A 16,561-nucleotide genomic window follows, 5' to 3' on the forward strand; every position below is an offset into this window, starting at 1 on the left:
CTAATTCAACGAAAATCACGGCCATCTACGACATGCGATAGCCCCAAGAAATCGACGAAAAGCCCTGAACTACGCGGTTTTTGATAGAAAACCCCACCCCACAATATCCAGATCGTGAGATTCCCCCGTTCAGTAAATTTTACTTTCCCGGGAACGGACCAGAAAGCCGTTAGAATACGAGGCGTTCACCAATGCGTGCTTACTAACTAATACCCGTCGGTTTCGGCAGTGGATGCTGCGATGACCGGAAAGCCAAACCCCTCCCCGACTAGGAGTTATTCGTCGCGGGCGTCGGATCAGGGGCGCAGAGGATTTATCGATCTGCAGGCGGTGCATGAGCAGCGCGGTACAAGCCACGAGTTCCCCTAGGACAACAAGCAGGGATTGATCCAGCCGCTGATCGGCGCCCACACCATATTGGTGTTGACCAAGCTAAGTGGTCAAAGATGCCTAGGCATGGCGGACTCCGCCACCTTCAAGAACGGCCGCGTAGCCTTCCCGATAGGTAGGGTAAGAAAACACGAATCCAGTTTCCCGAAGCCGGTGGTTGTTGCAGCGTTTGCCGCGGATCCCTTGCCCACGCGAGGAATCGCTATTAACTTCCGGCGCGGGCAGGTCAAGGCTGCGTGCCAAGAATTCAACGACGTCGCGACGATCGGCGGGGAGGTTGTCGACGCCTATATAGACAGTCTCAGGCCAGTTCTGCATGGTCATGAGGTGCACGATCGCTGCTGCAGCATCGTCACGATGGATCCGACTCGTGAATTCTGGCTCAGACGAGATCGGCGCGACTCCCTGACGGACACGGTCAATTTCCCGAGTGCGTCCTGGTCCGTAGAGGCCTCCAAGGCGCAGGATCGTCGCCTCGGGAATCAGCTGGAGCAAGGTCTCCTCTGCTTCTAGCAGCACAACTGCAGTCGGCGAGGTGGGTTGGGTTGGAGTCGTTTCGTCGACCCAGGATCCATCGTCAATACCGTAGACCGCTGTCGATGACACGTACAGCACTCGCGGTGGAGCAGCGCAATCTTTACGGATGGCAGCGGCAATCCGCAGAACACTGTTGACGTATGCCGCTTGATAACCCTCTACGCTGCGCTGATCGGGGCTCATGGCAATTACCACGATGGTGGTGTCCACCGGCAGGCTTGGCATCTCTACGGACAGATCAATCGCCTGTCCTTCAATTTCGGATGGCAGCTTCTCCGCTGAGCGTCGAAGTCCCATCACTCGGTGGCCCAGAGAAGCGAACCGCAGCCCGGCTTCAGTTCCCAGGTCACCACAGCCGGCAATCACAACAGCCACTTCATACTCCTCAGTCCACACTGTTCGTTCGGATATTCTCAAGGCTCGGTCACCGAACCGCGAGGCACAGTACGAGCTTATCGAAACTCCCAGAGGGCATCGGCACGGCGCACCGCTGGCATATTCGGGATTGAACGGCTGCACAGATTTTGGCTACCAGTGACTGCAGGCTTTCAGAATGGTGAGTCGTTGTGGAGAATGAGACGATGCAGACACGTGGTGATGAGCCTGAATCGGTTCCTTCAATTGTCGCGCCGGAGCCGGATTTCGATTGGACTTCAGCCCCGGACGTACCTCACGAGCTATTCCTGCGCTGGCGTCAGGACGCGATAAATGCGGGTTTGACTGAAGCGTACGCAGCGACGCTCTCGACTGTCGATGCGGACGGCATGCCAGATGCCCGAGTGCTCACCGTCAAGGATGTGAGCGAGGAGTGTGGCTTCAAGATCGCCACGGGTGAGGATTCGGTCAAGGGCCGCCAATTATTGGCGAATCCAAACTGCGCCCTGACGTTTTATTGGAGTCCACTGAACCGAGCGGTACGGGTCCGTGGAGCCGCGCAACGAGCTACCGCTGCAGAATCAGCGGCAGATTTCCTCGCACGCCACCCCCAAACCCGAGCTAACACTTTGGCCGCCCCACAGAGTTCCTCTTTTTCAACGGACACCGCCCGAGATGAACTCATCAGACAAGCCCGGGCCGCCATGGAGCTCGATCCCGGAATTGTTTCTCCGCAGTGGACCGTTTGGACTGTCGTACCGAAATCAGTTGAATTTTGGCAGGGCGATCCGAACCGCAATCACCAACGCCTCAGCTACATACGGACCGAGACCGCGTGGGACAAGCAGCGCTTATGGCCATGAGGCACCGCCGCGATCTACTATCCGTCCCGCAGTAGGTTTTCCCGATGGGATTTCGTCGAATACCCGTTTTTCACCCGTAGCCTTGTGCCATGGCATTTCACCAACGCACTCTCGAAGAAGTCATCCCCGATGTGGTTTCTGGTGTGCCTATCAACTCTTCGATTCGGGTGGCGATGGTCCTGCAGTGGTCACAGGCGTTGGTGGAACTGCTGGGCCGGCACACGGGGACACCGGAAGAGAGCTTCTTTGCCCTCTAGGACGGCCACGCTCCCCTGTTTGACATGAGAGGACCAAGCGGCAACATGGGATTCGTGACTTTTCCTCCGGATCGGGAGATGGAAATCCTTGCAGGTCCGCTCGGTGACGGGGCAACGCTAATGGGCGATCCGGGCAGGCGATACGGTGTTCCCTAGGACGACTGAGCCGCCTCCGGATCACGTATTAGGAGCGGCCGCCCGGAGGGCCGACGAACAGCATGGTGGCCATGATGCCGCCAACAAACACAACGAATACGACGCTCAGCAGTGCCGGGCGGTTGAGCATCCAGCGCAGGACGACCTGGACCCAGTGCCCGTCGCGCGGGTGGTCAGTGGCAGAGGTGCGCCATCCGCCGTCGAGCTTGTTGTTCTTCTCGAGCCACTTGTCGAACGGGATGGTCAGGTACGGCACGAAGGCTGTTGCAGCAGCCCCCACGATCATCCGTTTGGGCCAGCGCTGGTTCAGGCCGACGAGGACTGCCGTGGTGACGTAGCCGATGAACACCAAGCCGTGGGCGAAGCCGCCCACCTTGACGGGCCAGTCGCCCACCTTGAACACATATTTCAGGATCATGGCCGCGATCAGCAACGTCCAGGTGACGGCCTCGGCGATGGCTACTGTGCGGTAGAAGGTACGTGGCGACATGGGCTGGATGCAGTCCTTGGGTTGGTAAGTTACAGAGTGTCGGCAAAAATGCCATGACCAGCCTATCTGTGGTTTCTGGGAGAACCCTCCACGCCAAGCCGCTTTCTGCGGGCACGGGCCGACGCTTCGCTAGGTCCCGGAGACCCCAAACTCCATCCCACGACGCCGAGCACGGCCCTGGTGGACACCGTCACCGGAAGCGGGATGGGGCCAAGCGACGGCGCATGAAGCCTTAGCAGTTCCCTGTACCCCGGCGGCAGCGAGGCAACGGCCGCAGCAAAGAGAACCTTGTACCCGCCTTGCTGCGAGCGCGGCAGCGGCGGGTCCTTGATGAAGGACACCGTTTCGGCGACGCGTTCGTCGTAGCGCAGCTCCGGTGTGAAGGCGGCAAGCTGCTCGTTGAGTTCCCTGACAGTTGTAGGCGGGTTTTCCACGTGCATCAGGGTGCCTGCCACGGCCCAGTCCGCAACATAGGAATCGGCGCCTCCGGGGATGGGCCCGCCGTACGCTTCATGGGTGGCCAGGAACGCCTGGGTGAACGCGAGGTGCACCCACCGCAGGAGGTCGGGATCGTTGGCTGTATATTGGCGTTCCTCACCGTTGTTGGCAGTGTAGCTGCCGGTGATGTACTCGTGGATGCGCAGCACCTTCGCAGACGCCGTCCTGGCCGCAGCCGTGTCCCCGTAACTGACGGTGAAGATCCATTGGATGGTGCCTGCCAGCCTGCCCAGCGGGTCCGTGCGATAGCTTGAATGCTCGTGGACTCCTGCGAGCGCGCCCGGGTGCAGGGACTGGATCAGCAGGGACTGGATTCCAGCCACGAGCGTCGTCATTGACCCGTGCACTGCCCAGGCCGCCGATTCGGGACCGAAGTAGCCTCCGTCGTCGCCCTTCTCCAGGTCAAGCTCCCATTGCGGGATGTCGGGTGAGTTGTTGCTGAACGTGCCGCGCAGTTCGCGCTGCCAGCGGGCCAGGACGTTTTCCATGTCCCCAGTCTGACCCTTCGACGGCGGGTGCGCATCTCGTCATGACAAAGCGCTGCAGCGGGGCCACAATTGAAGGGTAGGGCCCTTGGCCATCAGGGGCCCGACGTGGAGAGAGATGATCAGCCATGAGCGACTCACCAGCACCTGTCGAATCAGGCCATCCGGGACCCGGGGGCACAACCTCGCGTGAACACAGCGAGACTGCCGCCGAGGGCAACGATGGTTCGGATATGCCGGAAATCCGCATGCACAGCCAGGATGCGGCGGAAGGTCCCGACAGTGCGGACTAACGGCTGGCCGACCCCCTGGGCCGTCGGTGCAGACACGGCGGCCTGCTCGGCATAGGCTGGCGCCATGTCAACCTTCAACGTTTCACGCAGCGCCTTCATCCCCTCCCCTGCCGGGGACATCTTCCCGTTCGTCACCAGCTTCCGCGAGTGGATCAACTGGTCCCCGTGGGAAGGCCTCGATCCGTCAATGAACCGCACTTACTCCGGTCCGGTTGAGGGCGTGGGGGCCAAATACGCGTGGCGTGGCAGCGGCAGGGCAGGCGCTGGCACCATGGAGATCCTTGAGGTTGTGGAGCCGTCACGAATTCACATCCGCCTCGAATTCAGCAAACCCATGAAGTCCGTCAACTCGATCACCTTCACCTTCGCCCCCGAAGGCCACGGCACCCTTGTCACCTGGAGCATGACGGGCGAGAACAAGGGGCTTGGCCGGGTGTTGATGCTCTTCATAAACATGGAGAAGATGGTAGGTGGCGACTTTGAAAAGGGCCTGGCACAACTGTCAGCGGTGGTGGCCGCCAAGGGCTGAACACGCCCGGGTCCGGGCACCCATGTGCCTGCAGGCCCAGCCGCGGATATGCGGATGAGGGCGGGGAACCGCGAGTACGGGGATGCACTGGGTCGCCAGCAGCTTTCGCAGAATCGAGCCCGACCGCGCATGCGAGCACCGCAGGATCCTGTTCCGGCAGCAGCCCCACCACGGCACCGTTGCCAATTCGAGGTTTCACGGCCTCCCGGTTTCCCTGTGGCCCACCCTGCAGGGCGGTCAGTGGTGGAAGGCCACCTTGTCGGGTTGCCATCCTGACAACCGCTGAACACACTTGCCCAGATCGGCCAGGAACATGGCAGCAAGATCGAAGGTGAAGCCGTTGCGCACCACCACCCGCAGCACGTCAATGTCAGCCATCCCCTCGGGCATGGGGTAGGCGGGCACAATCCAGCCAAAGCCGCGCAGCTCATGCGAGAGGTCGTAAACGGTCCAGGCGTCCGGCGTCGTCAGCTTGAAGGCAAGCACCGGCAGCTCGTCGCCACGGCTGAGCAGCGTGAACGGCCCCATGGCGCCGACCCCCTCCGCAATGGTGCCGGCAATGTCCCGTGAGCGTTGCTGGATGCGGCGGTAACCCTCGAAGCCGTAACGGACGAGGGTGTAGTACTGGGCGATGACCTGCGCCGCGGGGCGGGAGAAGTTCAGGGCAAACGTCGGCATGGAGCCACCAAGATAGTCGACGCTGAAGATCAGGTCCGCCGGCAGGTCCTCGGCGCCGCGCCACAGGACCCAGCCGACGCCCGGGTATACGAGACCGTATTTGTGGCCCGAGGCGTTGATTGACTTGACCCGGTCGAGCCTGAAGTCCCAGAGCAGGTGCTCGTCAAGGAACGGGGCGATGAACCCGCCCGATGCGGCATCAACATGCACGGGGACATCCAATCCGGTGCCGGCCTGGAGCGCATCAAGGGCCGCGGCGATTTCGGCCACGGGTTCATAGGATCCGTCGAATGTTGAGCCGAGCACCGCCACCACACCAATGGTGTTTTCATCGCACGCGGCGGCGGCCTGCTCGGCGGTGAGGTGGGTTGCGCCGTCGAGCTTGACCATACGGGCTTCCACGTCCCAGTATCTGGCAAACTTTTCCCAGCAGACCTGAACGTTGGCGCCCATGACGAGGTTGGGTCTGGTGGCATCCAATCCGGCAGCCTCCCTTCGGGCCCGCCACCGCCATTTCAGCGCCATCCCCGCCAACATGGCTGCCTCCGAGGAGCCCGTGGTGGAACAGCCGACGGCGTCCCCTCCCCCTGTGGGCTCCGGCGCGTTCCACAAATTCGCCAGGATGTTCACGCAGCGCCGCTCAATCTCGGCCGACTGCGGGTATTCGTCCTTGTCGATGATGTTCTTTTCCAGCGACTCACGGATCAGCACCTGGGCCTGTGGTTCCATCCAGGTGGTGACGAAGGTGGCAAGGTTTTGACGGGCGTTCCCGTCAAGCATGAGTTCATTCTGGATGAACCGCATCGCAGCATCCGCGTCCTGGATGCCCACCGGCAGCTTGTGTCGGGGGATGGATCCCACCCCGTCGTCAAAGGCTGAATCTTCAATGGTTTCGTCTGGACGGGTGTGGTGCTTGTGCAAACTCATGCGGCTCCCTGCTGGGCATCGAATGGATCGGTTACACCGAGGCTAGCCAGTTCCACGGCCAATATGAAGTCCGCTGCCCAATCGGCCTGTGACCACCGAGTCGTCGAGTTCTTCGCTGGTTGAAATGCTGGTGGAGAATCCGCTGGTGGTGAGGATTCCCGCGCTCACGGGGGCCTGCCTGATGCTGCATTCAAGGAGCAGTCTCCCGTGGGGACGCAGCCATCGCGGTGCGTCGGCGGCGATTCGTCGGTGCAGTTCCAGTCCATCTGCTCCCCCGTTGAGTGCAGCCTCGGGCTCGTGGATCCTGGCCTCCTGCGGCATGAAGGCAATGGACGCAGAGGGAACGTACGGGGCGTTGGCCACGATCAGGTCGAAACTGCCCCGCAACCGCACGGGGATGGGGGCAAATAAGTCACCGCAATAAACGTATCCGTCGAAGGGCGCTACATTCCCGGCGGCACAGTCAACGGCGGCCTGATCAATGTCGGTGCCGTGCAGTTCACAGCCTGAATCTCCGCCGGCGGGTTTCTTGTCCAGGGTTTCGGCCAGCGCCGCCCCCACGGCCCCGCTGCCGCAGCACAGGTCCAGGATTCGGGGCGGATCCGCCCTGCCTGGCCTGGACTTCAGGGCGGCAAGGGCCTGATCGACAAGGAACTCGCTGCGCCTGCGCGGCACGAACACCCCCGGTGCCACCGCGATGCGCATTCCGTAAAACCGGGCCCACCCCACAATGTGTTCAAGCGGGAATCCCTGCACCCGCCGGGCCAGCATGAGAGCAAGGTCCGCTGTTGATCCAGCCGCGTCTGCCAGGATGGCGGCTTCCTCCTCCGCGTACACGCAGCCTGCAGCGCGCAGGGCGGCAACAAGCTCCCCCGTGGTCGGCCGGCTGCTTTGCTCCATATCAACCACATGCTAGCCGCTGCCACTACGCTTTTGGCATGATGACAGCAGAAACGGCCGGCACACCCAACGCGGCTTTCCTTGTGGCCCTGCGCCCGGCCCTGGACCAGGCGGCGATCCCGGAGAAGGCCGCGGGCATGGCCGCCTACATGAAATCGTCAATGCCGTACCTGGGGGTTCCCTCCCCCGTGGTGAGAAAAACCGTGCGGGCGCTGGTGAAGAACTCTCCGTTTCAGGAGGTCAAGGAACTCCAGGCCACGGCCGCAACGCTATGGGAAAACGCCCGGTTCAGGGAGGAACGCTACGCAGCCATCATGCTCACAGACTCCCGCCTCGGCCGGGGCGAGCCGGGGCTCCTGCCATTTTACGCCGTCGTCATTGGGACCGGACAGTGGTGGGATTACGTCGATTCCGTAGCGCCGCGCCTCAATGAGCTGCTGCAACGGGACAGGGACACCATGGATGCCTTGTTGCGCGAATGGAGTGTGCACCCGAATTTTTGGTTCCGCAGGGCTGCGATCATCGCGCAACTTCCTGCCGGGGACGCCACCGACACGCAGTTGCTGCGGGACGTCATCCACCCCAACCTTGACGACAGGGAATTCTTCATCCGCAAGGCGATCGGCTGGGCGCTGCGGCAATACGCCAGAACCGAACCGGACTGGGTCCGCGCCTATGTCACCGAGCATGAAGCCCGGCTCAGCCCGCTGTCGCGCCGCGAGGCACTCAAGCATCTGTATGTGCGGTCCGGCGCCTGTCAGGCCTGTTTAGGCCGGGCTTCAGGATCGCGTGCGGGCACAAAGAACCCCCTCGTTTTCCTGTCCAAAAACATGACGTACAGGACGCTGGCAAGGCCCACGACGATCGCCACCGTGCGGATCAGGGCCACGGGAATCCAGGGGAACACGCTGAGCTGGTCGGTCAGGGCGATCAGGATGAAGAAGGCCGTCAGGTATGACACGGTGCGCAGCTGCCAGCCCTCGTCAATGCCTGTCACGGCGAAAAATGCCAGCAGCCACACCACGTACCAGGGCTGGATCATGGGCGCCAACAGAACAACGGCGGCAAACGCCCAGGCCATGCGGCGCAACACGGCCTGGCTGAAGCGCTGCGATTCATCCAGTGCAGCAGGTCCGTTGAAAGCTGGGGACCTGCCCGCGGCACCGCCCACCTTGGCCGGGGGCAGCGTGATCTTCAGGAAGGCAAGGGCCATGACGATCAGGATTGACGAGGCCTGGCCAATTGTCTGGATGACGTCCGTCACGGCGGTTCCCGCCCCGCCCACCAGCGTCACCACAAAGCCGGCAATGTTGGAGAGCAACCCCACCGGTGCGTACCAAATCCACACGGTGCCCGAGGTGTTCAGGGCGGCAAGCCAGCCGAATCCGAGCCCGTTGACGGCACCCATGGCTGCCAGCACACCGGTGGAAATGCCTAGTGTTGCGGCCCAGAGTCCAAACTTCCGCACCCACCCGGCCTGCGAACCGGCCCACAAAAGGCCCACAAATGGCAGGGCGATCAAGGTGATGGGCTTGATCGCAATCGAGGCCGTGACCAGCAGGATGCCGACGATCGGCCGCTTGGCCGACGCGTAGTAGAGGCCCGCAACAACAAGGCCAAGCATGATCGAATCATTGTGCACACTTGCGACAAAATTGATCAGCACCACCGGATTCAGGACGACAAGCCACAGGGAGCGGTGCGGATTGAAGCCGTGCCGTGCTGCAAGCTTTGGCAGATAGACCGCCAAGAGCACCACGCCCGCCAAACTGGCAAGCCTGAACGGGATGAGCGCAATTTCAGGGGTGCTGCCCGGCAGGATGACGGCGAAGTGTTCAAGCCACAGCCACAGCGGGCCGTAAGGCGTGGGGGCCTCGGTCCACAGCGTGTCGGGCCCAAGGGAGAAGTAGTTGTTGAGGGCCGAAATGCCGTTGGTGTACGGATCCAGACCCTGTTGCATGAGCCTGCCCTGGCCGATGTAGGCGTAGGAATCGCGGCTGAACAGGGGCAACGCCAGCATCATCGGTGCCACCCACAGGATCAGGGCCTTGCGCAGCACCGGCCCGGCGGAATCGTCCCAGGCCGCCAGGTGCTGGCGAAGCCGCAGCCACGCCCGCAGCATCAAGGCGGCACCGACACACAACAACACCGTGGCGATGACGACCGCCACAGGCGTGGTTCTTGCCACAATGAACAACGGGTTCCGGATCAACACCGAACTGCTGGCGAGCCACCCCACGCCGAGGGAGCCAAGCAGCAGCATCAGCGATCCGGCAAAACCCTGCCAGATGGCCGATTCGGCGGTGCCGGTGCGAAAAGGCAGCTTGCCTATCACCTTGTTCTTCACCTCCGGCAGGGCGGCACGAGTGCTGGTCAACACGAAACTCCTGAACTATTGCTGTCACCCGTGGTTGGGCGGGATGGCTCGAACATGGCGGGGTGTCCCGGGAAGCCACAACGGGGCTGCGCTAATATGTAAACTGCCAAGGGTTCCGTCCTTGGCATTGTACCCACGTCAGCCGGACGTTCCTTGGAAAAGATGTCCAACGTCTGTCTTGGCCGCATCACATGCACCGGCAGCCGCAACGGCCCGGCGGCATCGGGTTCAGGCCGACACCACTTCTGAGAAGGATTCGACCATCTCCACGGATACGTTTTTTGCCTCCCTTGCCCGCTTCCGGGACAAGGTCCTGCCCGCCCGGACCCAAAACTGGCTGACAACCCCACGCGGCATGTGGACCGTTTTTGCTGCGGTCCACCTGATTTTCCTTGGACTGGCGGCCCTTCTGTCCCTGCGCGGGGAGGCCTTCAGTGACACGTTCATCTACCGCATCTGGGCTTCAGTGGACTTCAACGGCGACCGCGTGCTGGGTCCCAGCCCCTGGGTCTACCCGATCCTTGCACTGGTCCCCATGGCGGTGGCCTACATCTTTGGCGGCGGTCCGTTCCTGTTCATCTGGGTGTTGATGATTTCGTCCCTGAACTTCCTGGCAGTGGGCAAGCTCACCAGCTGGGGGCGGAACAGGAAAGCCATTCCGGCCGCCCTGTGGTGGATCGCCTTCACAACCCTGCTGGCCTGGCTCGGCTTTGCCAGGGTCGACGGACTGACCGCCCCCGTGGTGCTGATCGCCCTATCCCTTGGCGTGGCCAGCCCGTTCCTGACCTCCTTCATCCTCAGCGTCGTCACGTGGACGAAGGTCTGGCCGGCCGCCGTCGTGCTTGCGCTTTTCACTGTGGTCAAGCAGCGCGTGCAGGTGGTCCTGGCAGGCGCGCTGGTCACAGCCTTCGTCGTGGTCCTGGCGGTGAGCATGGGCGCGCTGCCCAAGCTGCTGAACTTCCTGCTCGAACAGGGCGACCGCGGCATGCAGCTCGAGGCGACCTTCACCACGCCGTGGCTGTGGATGAGCGTTCTGGGCATTGGCGGCTCGCACATGTACATGAACCGGGACATTAACTCCATGCAGGTCGACGGCCCGGGCTCGTCCGTCATGAGCGTCCTCATGCAGCCGCTGCTTGTCATCGCCGCACTTGTCGTGGCCGCGCTGATTTTCTGGGCCTTGCACACCGGCAAGCGCAATGGTGGCGCCGACCGTACCGCTCTGCTGCTCTTCGGCTCGCTCGCCCTTGTCACGGCGTTCGTGGTCTTCAACAAGGTCGGCTCCCCGCAGTTCATGGTCTGGCTCGCACCGGCCGTCGCCGTGGGCCTGTCCTACCAGTGGAAGGCCTGGCGCGTCCCCGCCACCATGCTCATCGGTGTGGCCGTCCTGACGTTCCTGGTCTACCCGCTCTTTTATGACGCCCTCTCGCACGACAACGCCATCATGGCCGCCGTGCTGACCCTGCGCAACCTGCTGCTGGTTGTCCTGTTTGTGTGGAGTGTGCGCCAGCTGTTCCTCATGGGCCGCAACCCCTCCCTGATTCCAAGGCACGACGCCGTTGCCTCCTCCGTGGACGCCGGCACCGCCCCCGTGGGCCCCTCCGCCAACGCCGCATCCGCGGTAGCAGAGCCGTCCCCGACGAAGGAGCCCTGAGATTTCCACTCCGTTGATTGACAGGCTCCTGGCTCGGGCCGTTTCCGTCCGCGACCGCTTCCTTGCGCCCAAGGCGGTGGCCTGGTTCCGCACGCCTGCCAGCGTGTGGTGGGGCTTCGCCGTCGTGCATGGCTTCTTCCTTGCCTGGATGATGACCTTCATCGTGCACGGTGACACGTTCAGCGACACCGAGCAGTACCGCCAATGGGCACAGCTAGGCTACAACCCGGCCGAGCTGGGTGAGACGATCAGCCCGTGGGTTTACCCGCTGCTCGCACAAGTGCCCATATTTGCCGCGAACATGTTCGGCCCGGCGCTCTACCTGCTGGGCTGGACGCTGATCATCATTGCGCTCAATGCCGTGGGCATGCTGTTCTTGACCCGCGGTAAACGCGCCCACACCGGCATAGCCCCCGCATGGTTCTGGCTGTTCTTCACCCTGTTCATGGGCTTCCTCAGCTTTGCCCGGGTTGAAGGCATCACCACCTCCTTCGTGCTGGTGGCGCTGCTGTACGCGGTTGAACGGCCCGTCGTTGCAGCCTTCCTGCTGTCGGCTGCCACCTGGATCAAGGTGTGGCCTGCCGCCGTCATCGCCCCGCTGCTCATCGCCAGCGCCAAGCGCGTGCAGATCTTCCTCACCGGGCTTGCCGTCAGCGCCGCGGTGGCCGCCGTCGCCGTCCTAACGGGCGCCGGTTCGCACCTCCTGGACTTTGCCGTCAATCAGGGCGACCGCGGAATGCAGCTTGAGGCCACGTTTTCCACCCCGTGGGTCTGGCTCAGCGTGTTCAGAATCGGCGGATCGAAGATTGCCGACAACGTGGCAATCAACTCAACCGAGGTCTACGGGCCAGGCGCCGACGTGGCCGCGTTCCTGATGCAGCCGTTGCTGATCGTCGCCGCCCTGACGGGTGCGGCGCTGATGATCTGGGCCCTGCGGCGCGGCGCCCAGCGCGAGGAACTGATCCTTGAGGGCTCGCTGCTGATGGTCACGGCGTTCATTGTCTTCAACAAGGTGGGCTCGCCACAGTTCATCATCTGGCTGCTGCCGGTGGTGGTTGCCGGCCTGGTGCACAACTGGGACCGTTGGAAGGTTCCTGCGACGCTCCTGATGGGCATCGCTTTTGCCACGTTCATCATCTACCCCCTGTTTTACACCCCGCTGATCCACGCGAACCCGATCATGGCGGCGGTGCTGACCGGGCGGAACGTGCTGCTGGTGACGCTGCTCGTGTGGTCGGTGCGACGCACGGTGGAACTGGGCAGGAACGCAGTGCCCGCCGCGGGATCCCCCGCACGACGGTAGCCCTCCCCTCCCCTCATGCGTCGAGTCAGCGGGTCCGCTTCGAGACCGGCCGTTATAGGCCGCCGTTTCGAATCGGACCCGCTGACTCGGCGAAGGCGGACGGCGGTTGGGGCTGGTGAGAAGCCTAAGGGGTTATCCACAGATTGGTCATCGGCTCTGGATACCGCGTGAAATGACGGCCACGCTTGACCCATGAACTCCTCCATGGCGGGCGATGACAAGGCCGGCGCCCACCCCGCGGCGCCAGGTGCCAAGGGGCTGCATCTTGTTCAGGGCGTGCGGCCAGGCCTTGAACACCCTGCATCATCGGGGCTTCAGGGGCGGTTGCCCGCGAATGAACACGCATGGCGCACCCGGCAGCTCAACGATTCTGGGCTCAACCCGGCGGCCATCGAGGTGCTTCTCGACACGGGCGTGCTCATTCGAATCCGCCGCGGCGCGTATGTGAGGGCCGCCTACTGGGAATCGCTCGACCAGCTGCACAGGGACAAGGCCCGCATCATCCTGCACGCCCACGCGGCAGTCGCCACCGAGCGGGCATATTCCGTGTACAGCCATGTCTCTGCCGCCCGACTGCATGACCTCCCTCTGTGGAAGGCCGATGAGCGCATCCACATCACGCGGGCCGGCAAGTGCTCCACCGCCGAGAGGGCCTCCGACGTCCGAATACATTCCCGACAGCTCCGCGACGATGAATGCACCGTCATTGATGGAGTCCCCGTAACCAATCTTCTGCGTACGACAGTGGATTGCGCGTTGACCATGACCTACCAACAAGTCCTGATCCTCATGGACCACGCCCTGCGCAGCGGCATTCCCCGTGACGTGCTGGAACGGGAGGCGAGTGTCCTGGACCGGCACCGCGGCATCCGGATATTCCGTGCGGCGCTCGACTTCGCCACCCAATTTTCGGAATCGGCAGGGGAAACGTTGACCCGCGACCTGATCCGGGTGTGCAACATTGAACCACCCCAATTGCAGTTCACGGTGCCCAGCCGGAACGGAAGCTACCGCGCGGATTTTGCCTGGCCCGCCTACAAGGTGATCCTCGAGTTCGACGGCGCGGGGAAATACTTCAACTACCGCCCCACCCAGGAAGTGCTGCGGGACGAGCGCGTTCGCGAGAACACCCTCATTGAACTTGGCTGGAGCGTCATCAGGATCGAATGGCGGGACCTGTTCAATGAACACGCGTTCAAGACCCGGCTCGTGGCGGCACTGCGCAAGGGCGGCATGAAGTGACCCGCTCGTCGAGTCAGCGGGTCCGCTTCGAGACCCGGGCGTGCAACCGCCGGTCTCGAAGCGGACCCGCTACCTCGGCGTGAGGGGCGGGGTGGAAGACGGCACGTTGGCCTCGCGGCTGAACAGCAGCTTGCGGGTGTGGACGTCGAGCGCCAGGAGGTACAGGACCACTGCCCCCGCCACGAGCGACGCCATCGATTCGGTTCCCATGGGCAGTTGCACAAAGTTCCAGACGAAGAGCTGGTCCTGCGCGCCGAACACCACGAAAAAGGCCACCGTCACGTAGCAAAGCTTGATCTGCCAGTTGTTGCGGATGCCCGTCGCGGCCAGGAACGGCAGGAACCACAGGATGTACCAGGGCTGGATGATGGGCGCCAGAAGCACGACGGCGGCAAACGCCAGCCCCATCCTGCGCACCACCTGCTTCGGGTCGCCAAAGAGCACGAGCCAGCCAGCGAGGCCGATGCTCGCCACCGTCAGCAGTGAACGGAATCCGCCCGCAACGGCCATGCCGTCCAGGCCGAGGGCGTCGGCCAGCAGTTCAACCATCTGCCCGCTGAAACCCGATGGTGAATACCCTGTGTAGCCGGGTATGGAGTCGGTGAGCGCCCAAGTCCAGCCGAGCCCCAGGTTGCGGGGAATGCCGGCCAGCCACAACAGGGCCAGGCTCAAGGACCCGGTTCCGGCCCAGAACAGGAAGCGGCGCCCCCAGCCTGCTGCGTGCCCGGCCCACAGCAGGCCGATGAAGGGCAGCAGGACGATCGTGATGGGCTTGACGGCAATGGATGCGGTGACAAGCACAACGCCGAGCAACCCGCGCCTCGTTGACGCGAACCAGGTCCCGGCAACGGCCAGGCCCACCATGAGCGAATCGTTGTGCGCACTGGCGATGAAAGAGATCAAAAACAGCGGGTTGGCCACAGAGATCCACAACGCCCTGGCACCGTTGATGCCGTGCAGTTGCGCCAGCTTCGGCAGGTACACCACGCACAGGGCCACCCCGACGCAGGTGCTGGCGCGAAACAACAGCACCGAGAGGTCTGGCTGCCCGCCCGTGAGGGCCACAACGCCCCTGCTCAGCCACAGAAACAAGGGACCGTACGGGGTGCGGTTTTCGGCCCACGACGGGTCTGTTCCAAGCATGAACCAGTTGCTCAACGCCGATATGCCCGTGGTGTACGGGTTCAGGCCCTCGGCCATCAACCGGCCCTGGCCCGTGTAGGCATAAACGTCTCGGGAAAAAATCGGGACAGTCAGTGCAAGGGGCGCCCCCCACGCAATAACGGCGGTGACCACTGCACGCAGTGATCCCTGATCCCACCCGGCCAGGCGTTGCCCCAGCCGCAGCCAGGAGCGCAACAGCAGCATGGCTCCAAGTGTCAGCAGGACCGTGGAGACAACAACGCCCACACCCTCGGTGCGGAGGGCAATCACCAGGGAATTTCTGACGAGGGGTGAACCGTTGGCAATCCAGCCGACACCGACCGAGCCGGCCAGCATCATGGTTGAGCCGATGGTGCCCTGCAGCAGCGCAATCCATGGCCGCACCCCAGCGAATTCCCGCTGTACGGGCGTGGAAGGCGATGCTGTCATCGAAAGTCTCCGGCCGGCGTCGTAATTTCCCCGCATCAAGAAGATGGCAGTGCGGGCTCCGCCGCGGCCAATTTTACCAGCGCGGCCGCGCCCCCCGGGTAGGCGGTACATTGGACGGGTGGCTATTACTAATGAACGCATTGTGTGGATTGACTGTGAAATGACCGGCCTGGATGCCGTCAACGACGCCTTGATCGAGGTTGCGGCGCTCGTTACCGACTCGGAACTGAACATTTTGGGTGAGGGTGTTGACGTTGTCATCAAGCCCAGCGACGAGGCCCTGGCCCAGATGGGCGACTTTGTGCGCAGCATGCATACCTCTTCCAAGCTGCTCGAGGAGCTGGCAGGCGGCACCACCATAGAGGACGCACAGGCGCAGGTTCTTGCCTACATCCGCCAGCACGTGCCCGTGGCGAACAAGGCCCCGCTGGCAGGAAACTCCATTGGCACCGACAAGGTGTTCCTTGCCCGCGACATGCCCGAACTGGTGGAGCACCTGCACTACCGGGTCATCGACGTGTCCACCATCAAGGAGCTTTCACGACGCTGGTACCCGCGTGCCTACTTCCAGTCACCGGCCAAGACAGGCGGCCACCGCGCCCTGGGCGACATCAAGGACAGCATCAACGAGCTCAAGTACTACCGCGAGGCAGTGTTCGTGCCGGCTCCGGGACCGGAATCTGCAGCGGCAAAGAAGATTGCAGCGAAGTTCTAAACACACATTCCGCATGATTATGCGGAATTTCCGCCGGCGCAACGCGATCTAGCTCACAAAAAGGACAAAGAGGCCATTTTTGGTTTTGATGCCCTCCAGGATCGGGTAGACTTTTCGACGTTGCCAAAAGCACGGAGGACATAAGCAAGACGTCAACCTGTGCCCAACGGCGGACATGGTGGGATTAGCTCAGTTGGCAGAGCGCCTGGTTGTGGTCCAGGAGGTCGCGGGTTCAACCCCCGTATCTCACCCCAAGGTGGTTTGATTGCAAATCACGAAACACCCCGGTCAATTGATCG

Annotated in this window: 15 protein-coding genes, 1 tRNA gene and 1 pseudogene; 10 read left to right on the top strand and 7 right to left on the bottom strand. The window is 62.7% G+C overall.

Going from position 1 to position 16,561, the window contains the following annotated elements:
• Positions 1–450 precede the first annotated feature (450 nt).
• Complete coding sequence (locus AAGW05_RS13035) at positions 451–1,302, bottom strand: NAD-dependent epimerase/dehydratase family protein (protein WP_411804971.1); 852 nt, start codon at positions 1,300–1,302, stop codon at positions 451–453.
• Positions 1,303–1,493: 191 nt separating this feature from the next.
• Here AAGW05_RS13035 and AAGW05_RS13040 point away from each other — a divergent pair, with 191 nt between their 5' ends.
• Both AAGW05_RS13040 and AAGW05_RS13045 read left to right on the top strand, forming a co-directional pair.
• On the top strand, positions 1,494–2,165 hold the full coding sequence (locus AAGW05_RS13040; protein ID WP_411804972.1) for a pyridoxal 5'-phosphate synthase: 672 nt from the start codon (positions 1,494–1,496) through the stop codon (positions 2,163–2,165).
• An 89-nt stretch (positions 2,166–2,254) separates the two neighbouring features.
• Positions 2,255–2,422, top strand: a complete 168-nt coding sequence (locus AAGW05_RS13045) for a hypothetical protein (RefSeq protein ID WP_411804973.1) — start codon at positions 2,255–2,257, stop codon at positions 2,420–2,422.
• A 184-nt stretch (positions 2,423–2,606) separates the two neighbouring features.
• Here the strand turns inward: AAGW05_RS13045 and AAGW05_RS13050 are convergent, their stop codons facing one another.
• On the bottom strand, positions 2,607–3,068 hold the full coding sequence (locus tag AAGW05_RS13050; RefSeq protein WP_411804974.1) for a DUF3817 domain-containing protein: 462 nt from the start codon (positions 3,066–3,068) through the stop codon (positions 2,607–2,609).
• 62 nt (positions 3,069–3,130) lie between these two features.
• Complete coding sequence (locus AAGW05_RS13055; RefSeq protein WP_411804975.1) at positions 3,131–4,054, bottom strand: oxygenase MpaB family protein; 924 nt, start codon at positions 4,052–4,054, stop codon at positions 3,131–3,133.
• Positions 4,055–4,179: 125 nt separating this feature from the next.
• On the opposite strand from AAGW05_RS13055, the gene AAGW05_RS13060 reads away from it, so the two are divergent.
• The gene (locus tag AAGW05_RS13060; RefSeq protein WP_411804976.1) at positions 4,180–4,344 is read left to right on the top strand and encodes a hypothetical protein; all 165 of its coding nucleotides are present in this window, start codon (positions 4,180–4,182) and stop codon (positions 4,342–4,344) included.
• Between the two features lie 64 nt (positions 4,345–4,408).
• A complete protein-coding gene (locus AAGW05_RS13065) occupies positions 4,409–4,873 on the top strand; it encodes an SRPBCC family protein (protein WP_411804977.1) in 465 nt (154 codons plus the stop codon).
• Positions 4,874–5,110: 237 nt separating this feature from the next.
• On the opposite strand, the gene AAGW05_RS13070 is transcribed toward AAGW05_RS13065, so the two are convergent.
• The gene (locus AAGW05_RS13070) at positions 5,111–6,478 is read right to left on the bottom strand and encodes a glutamate decarboxylase (RefSeq protein ID WP_411804978.1); all 1,368 of its coding nucleotides are present in this window, start codon (positions 6,476–6,478) and stop codon (positions 5,111–5,113) included.
• A 42-nt stretch (positions 6,479–6,520) separates the two neighbouring features.
• Positions 6,521–7,378, bottom strand: coding sequence for a putative protein N(5)-glutamine methyltransferase (locus AAGW05_RS13075; RefSeq protein ID WP_411804980.1), 858 nt, complete (start codon positions 7,376–7,378; stop codon positions 6,521–6,523).
• Between the two features lie 41 nt (positions 7,379–7,419).
• Between AAGW05_RS13075 and AAGW05_RS13080 the strand changes: the two are divergent.
• Positions 7,420–8,103, top strand: a pseudogene (locus AAGW05_RS13080) (DNA alkylation repair protein); the annotation flags it as partial.
• A gap of 32 nt (positions 8,104–8,135) precedes the next feature.
• Here AAGW05_RS13080 and mptB (AAGW05_RS13085) read toward each other — a convergent pair.
• Entirely contained in the window at positions 8,136–9,758 is a 1,623-nt protein-coding gene (gene mptB, locus AAGW05_RS13085) for a polyprenol phosphomannose-dependent alpha 1,6 mannosyltransferase MptB (protein ID WP_411804981.1), read from the bottom strand.
• 175 nt (positions 9,759–9,933) lie between these two features.
• Between mptB (AAGW05_RS13085) and AAGW05_RS13090 the strand changes: the two genes are divergently transcribed.
• The 3 genes from AAGW05_RS13090 to AAGW05_RS13100 all read left to right on the top strand — a co-directional run bounded on the left by AAGW05_RS13090 (position 9,934) and on the right by AAGW05_RS13100 (position 13,954).
• The gene (locus AAGW05_RS13090) at positions 9,934–11,409 is read left to right on the top strand and encodes a hypothetical protein (protein ID WP_411804982.1); all 1,476 of its coding nucleotides are present in this window, start codon (positions 9,934–9,936) and stop codon (positions 11,407–11,409) included.
• Between the two features lie 16 nt (positions 11,410–11,425).
• Positions 11,426–12,712, top strand: coding sequence for a hypothetical protein (locus tag AAGW05_RS13095; protein WP_411805013.1), 1,287 nt, complete (start codon positions 11,426–11,428; stop codon positions 12,710–12,712).
• A 192-nt stretch (positions 12,713–12,904) separates the two neighbouring features.
• Positions 12,905–13,954 (top strand): hypothetical protein, encoded by a 1,050-nt coding sequence (locus AAGW05_RS13100; protein WP_411804983.1) that lies wholly within the window; start codon positions 12,905–12,907, stop codon positions 13,952–13,954.
• A 69-nt stretch (positions 13,955–14,023) separates the two neighbouring features.
• On the opposite strand, the gene mptB (AAGW05_RS13105) is transcribed toward AAGW05_RS13100, so the two are convergent.
• Positions 14,024–15,547, bottom strand: coding sequence for a polyprenol phosphomannose-dependent alpha 1,6 mannosyltransferase MptB (gene mptB, locus AAGW05_RS13105; protein WP_411804984.1), 1,524 nt, complete (start codon positions 15,545–15,547; stop codon positions 14,024–14,026).
• A 118-nt stretch (positions 15,548–15,665) separates the two neighbouring features.
• On the opposite strand from mptB (AAGW05_RS13105), the gene orn reads away from it, so the two are divergent.
• Together orn and AAGW05_RS13115 are read left to right on the top strand one after the other, a co-directional pair.
• Complete coding sequence (gene orn, locus AAGW05_RS13110; RefSeq protein WP_411804985.1) at positions 15,666–16,262, top strand: oligoribonuclease; 597 nt, start codon at positions 15,666–15,668, stop codon at positions 16,260–16,262.
• Between the two features lie 178 nt (positions 16,263–16,440).
• Positions 16,441–16,516, top strand: a tRNA-His gene (locus tag AAGW05_RS13115).
• The last annotated feature ends 45 nt before the right edge of the window (positions 16,517–16,561 follow it).

The organism is Arthrobacter sp. LAPM80 (genome assembly GCF_046736435.1).
GTDB lineage: Bacteria > Actinomycetota > Actinomycetes > Actinomycetales > Micrococcaceae > Specibacter.

What these genes read in the sequence shown, in the direction of transcription:
- AAGW05_RS13100 (WP_411804983.1), top strand. Translation starts at nt 12,905, where the DNA reads ATGAACTCCTCCATGGCGGGCGATGACAAGGCCGGCGCCCACCCCGCG.
- AAGW05_RS13045 (WP_411804973.1), top strand. Translation starts at nt 2,255, where the DNA reads ATGGCATTTCACCAACGCACTCTCGAAGAAGTCATCCCCGATGTGGTT.
- mptB (WP_411804984.1), bottom strand. Translation starts at nt 15,547, where the DNA reads ATGACAGCATCGCCTTCCACGCCCGTACAGCGGGAATTCGCTGGGGTG.
- AAGW05_RS13055 (WP_411804975.1), bottom strand. Translation starts at nt 4,054, where the DNA reads ATGGAAAACGTCCTGGCCCGCTGGCAGCGCGAACTGCGCGGCACGTTC.
- AAGW05_RS13070 (WP_411804978.1), bottom strand. Translation starts at nt 6,478, where the DNA reads ATGAGTTTGCACAAGCACCACACCCGTCCAGACGAAACCATTGAAGAT.
- AAGW05_RS13050 (WP_411804974.1), bottom strand. Translation starts at nt 3,068, where the DNA reads ATGTCGCCACGTACCTTCTACCGCACAGTAGCCATCGCCGAGGCCGTC.
- AAGW05_RS13065 (WP_411804977.1), top strand. Translation starts at nt 4,409, where the DNA reads ATGTCAACCTTCAACGTTTCACGCAGCGCCTTCATCCCCTCCCCTGCC.
- AAGW05_RS13060 (WP_411804976.1), top strand. Translation starts at nt 4,180, where the DNA reads ATGAGCGACTCACCAGCACCTGTCGAATCAGGCCATCCGGGACCCGGG.
- AAGW05_RS13075 (WP_411804980.1), bottom strand. Translation starts at nt 7,378, where the DNA reads ATGGAGCAAAGCAGCCGGCCGACCACGGGGGAGCTTGTTGCCGCCCTG.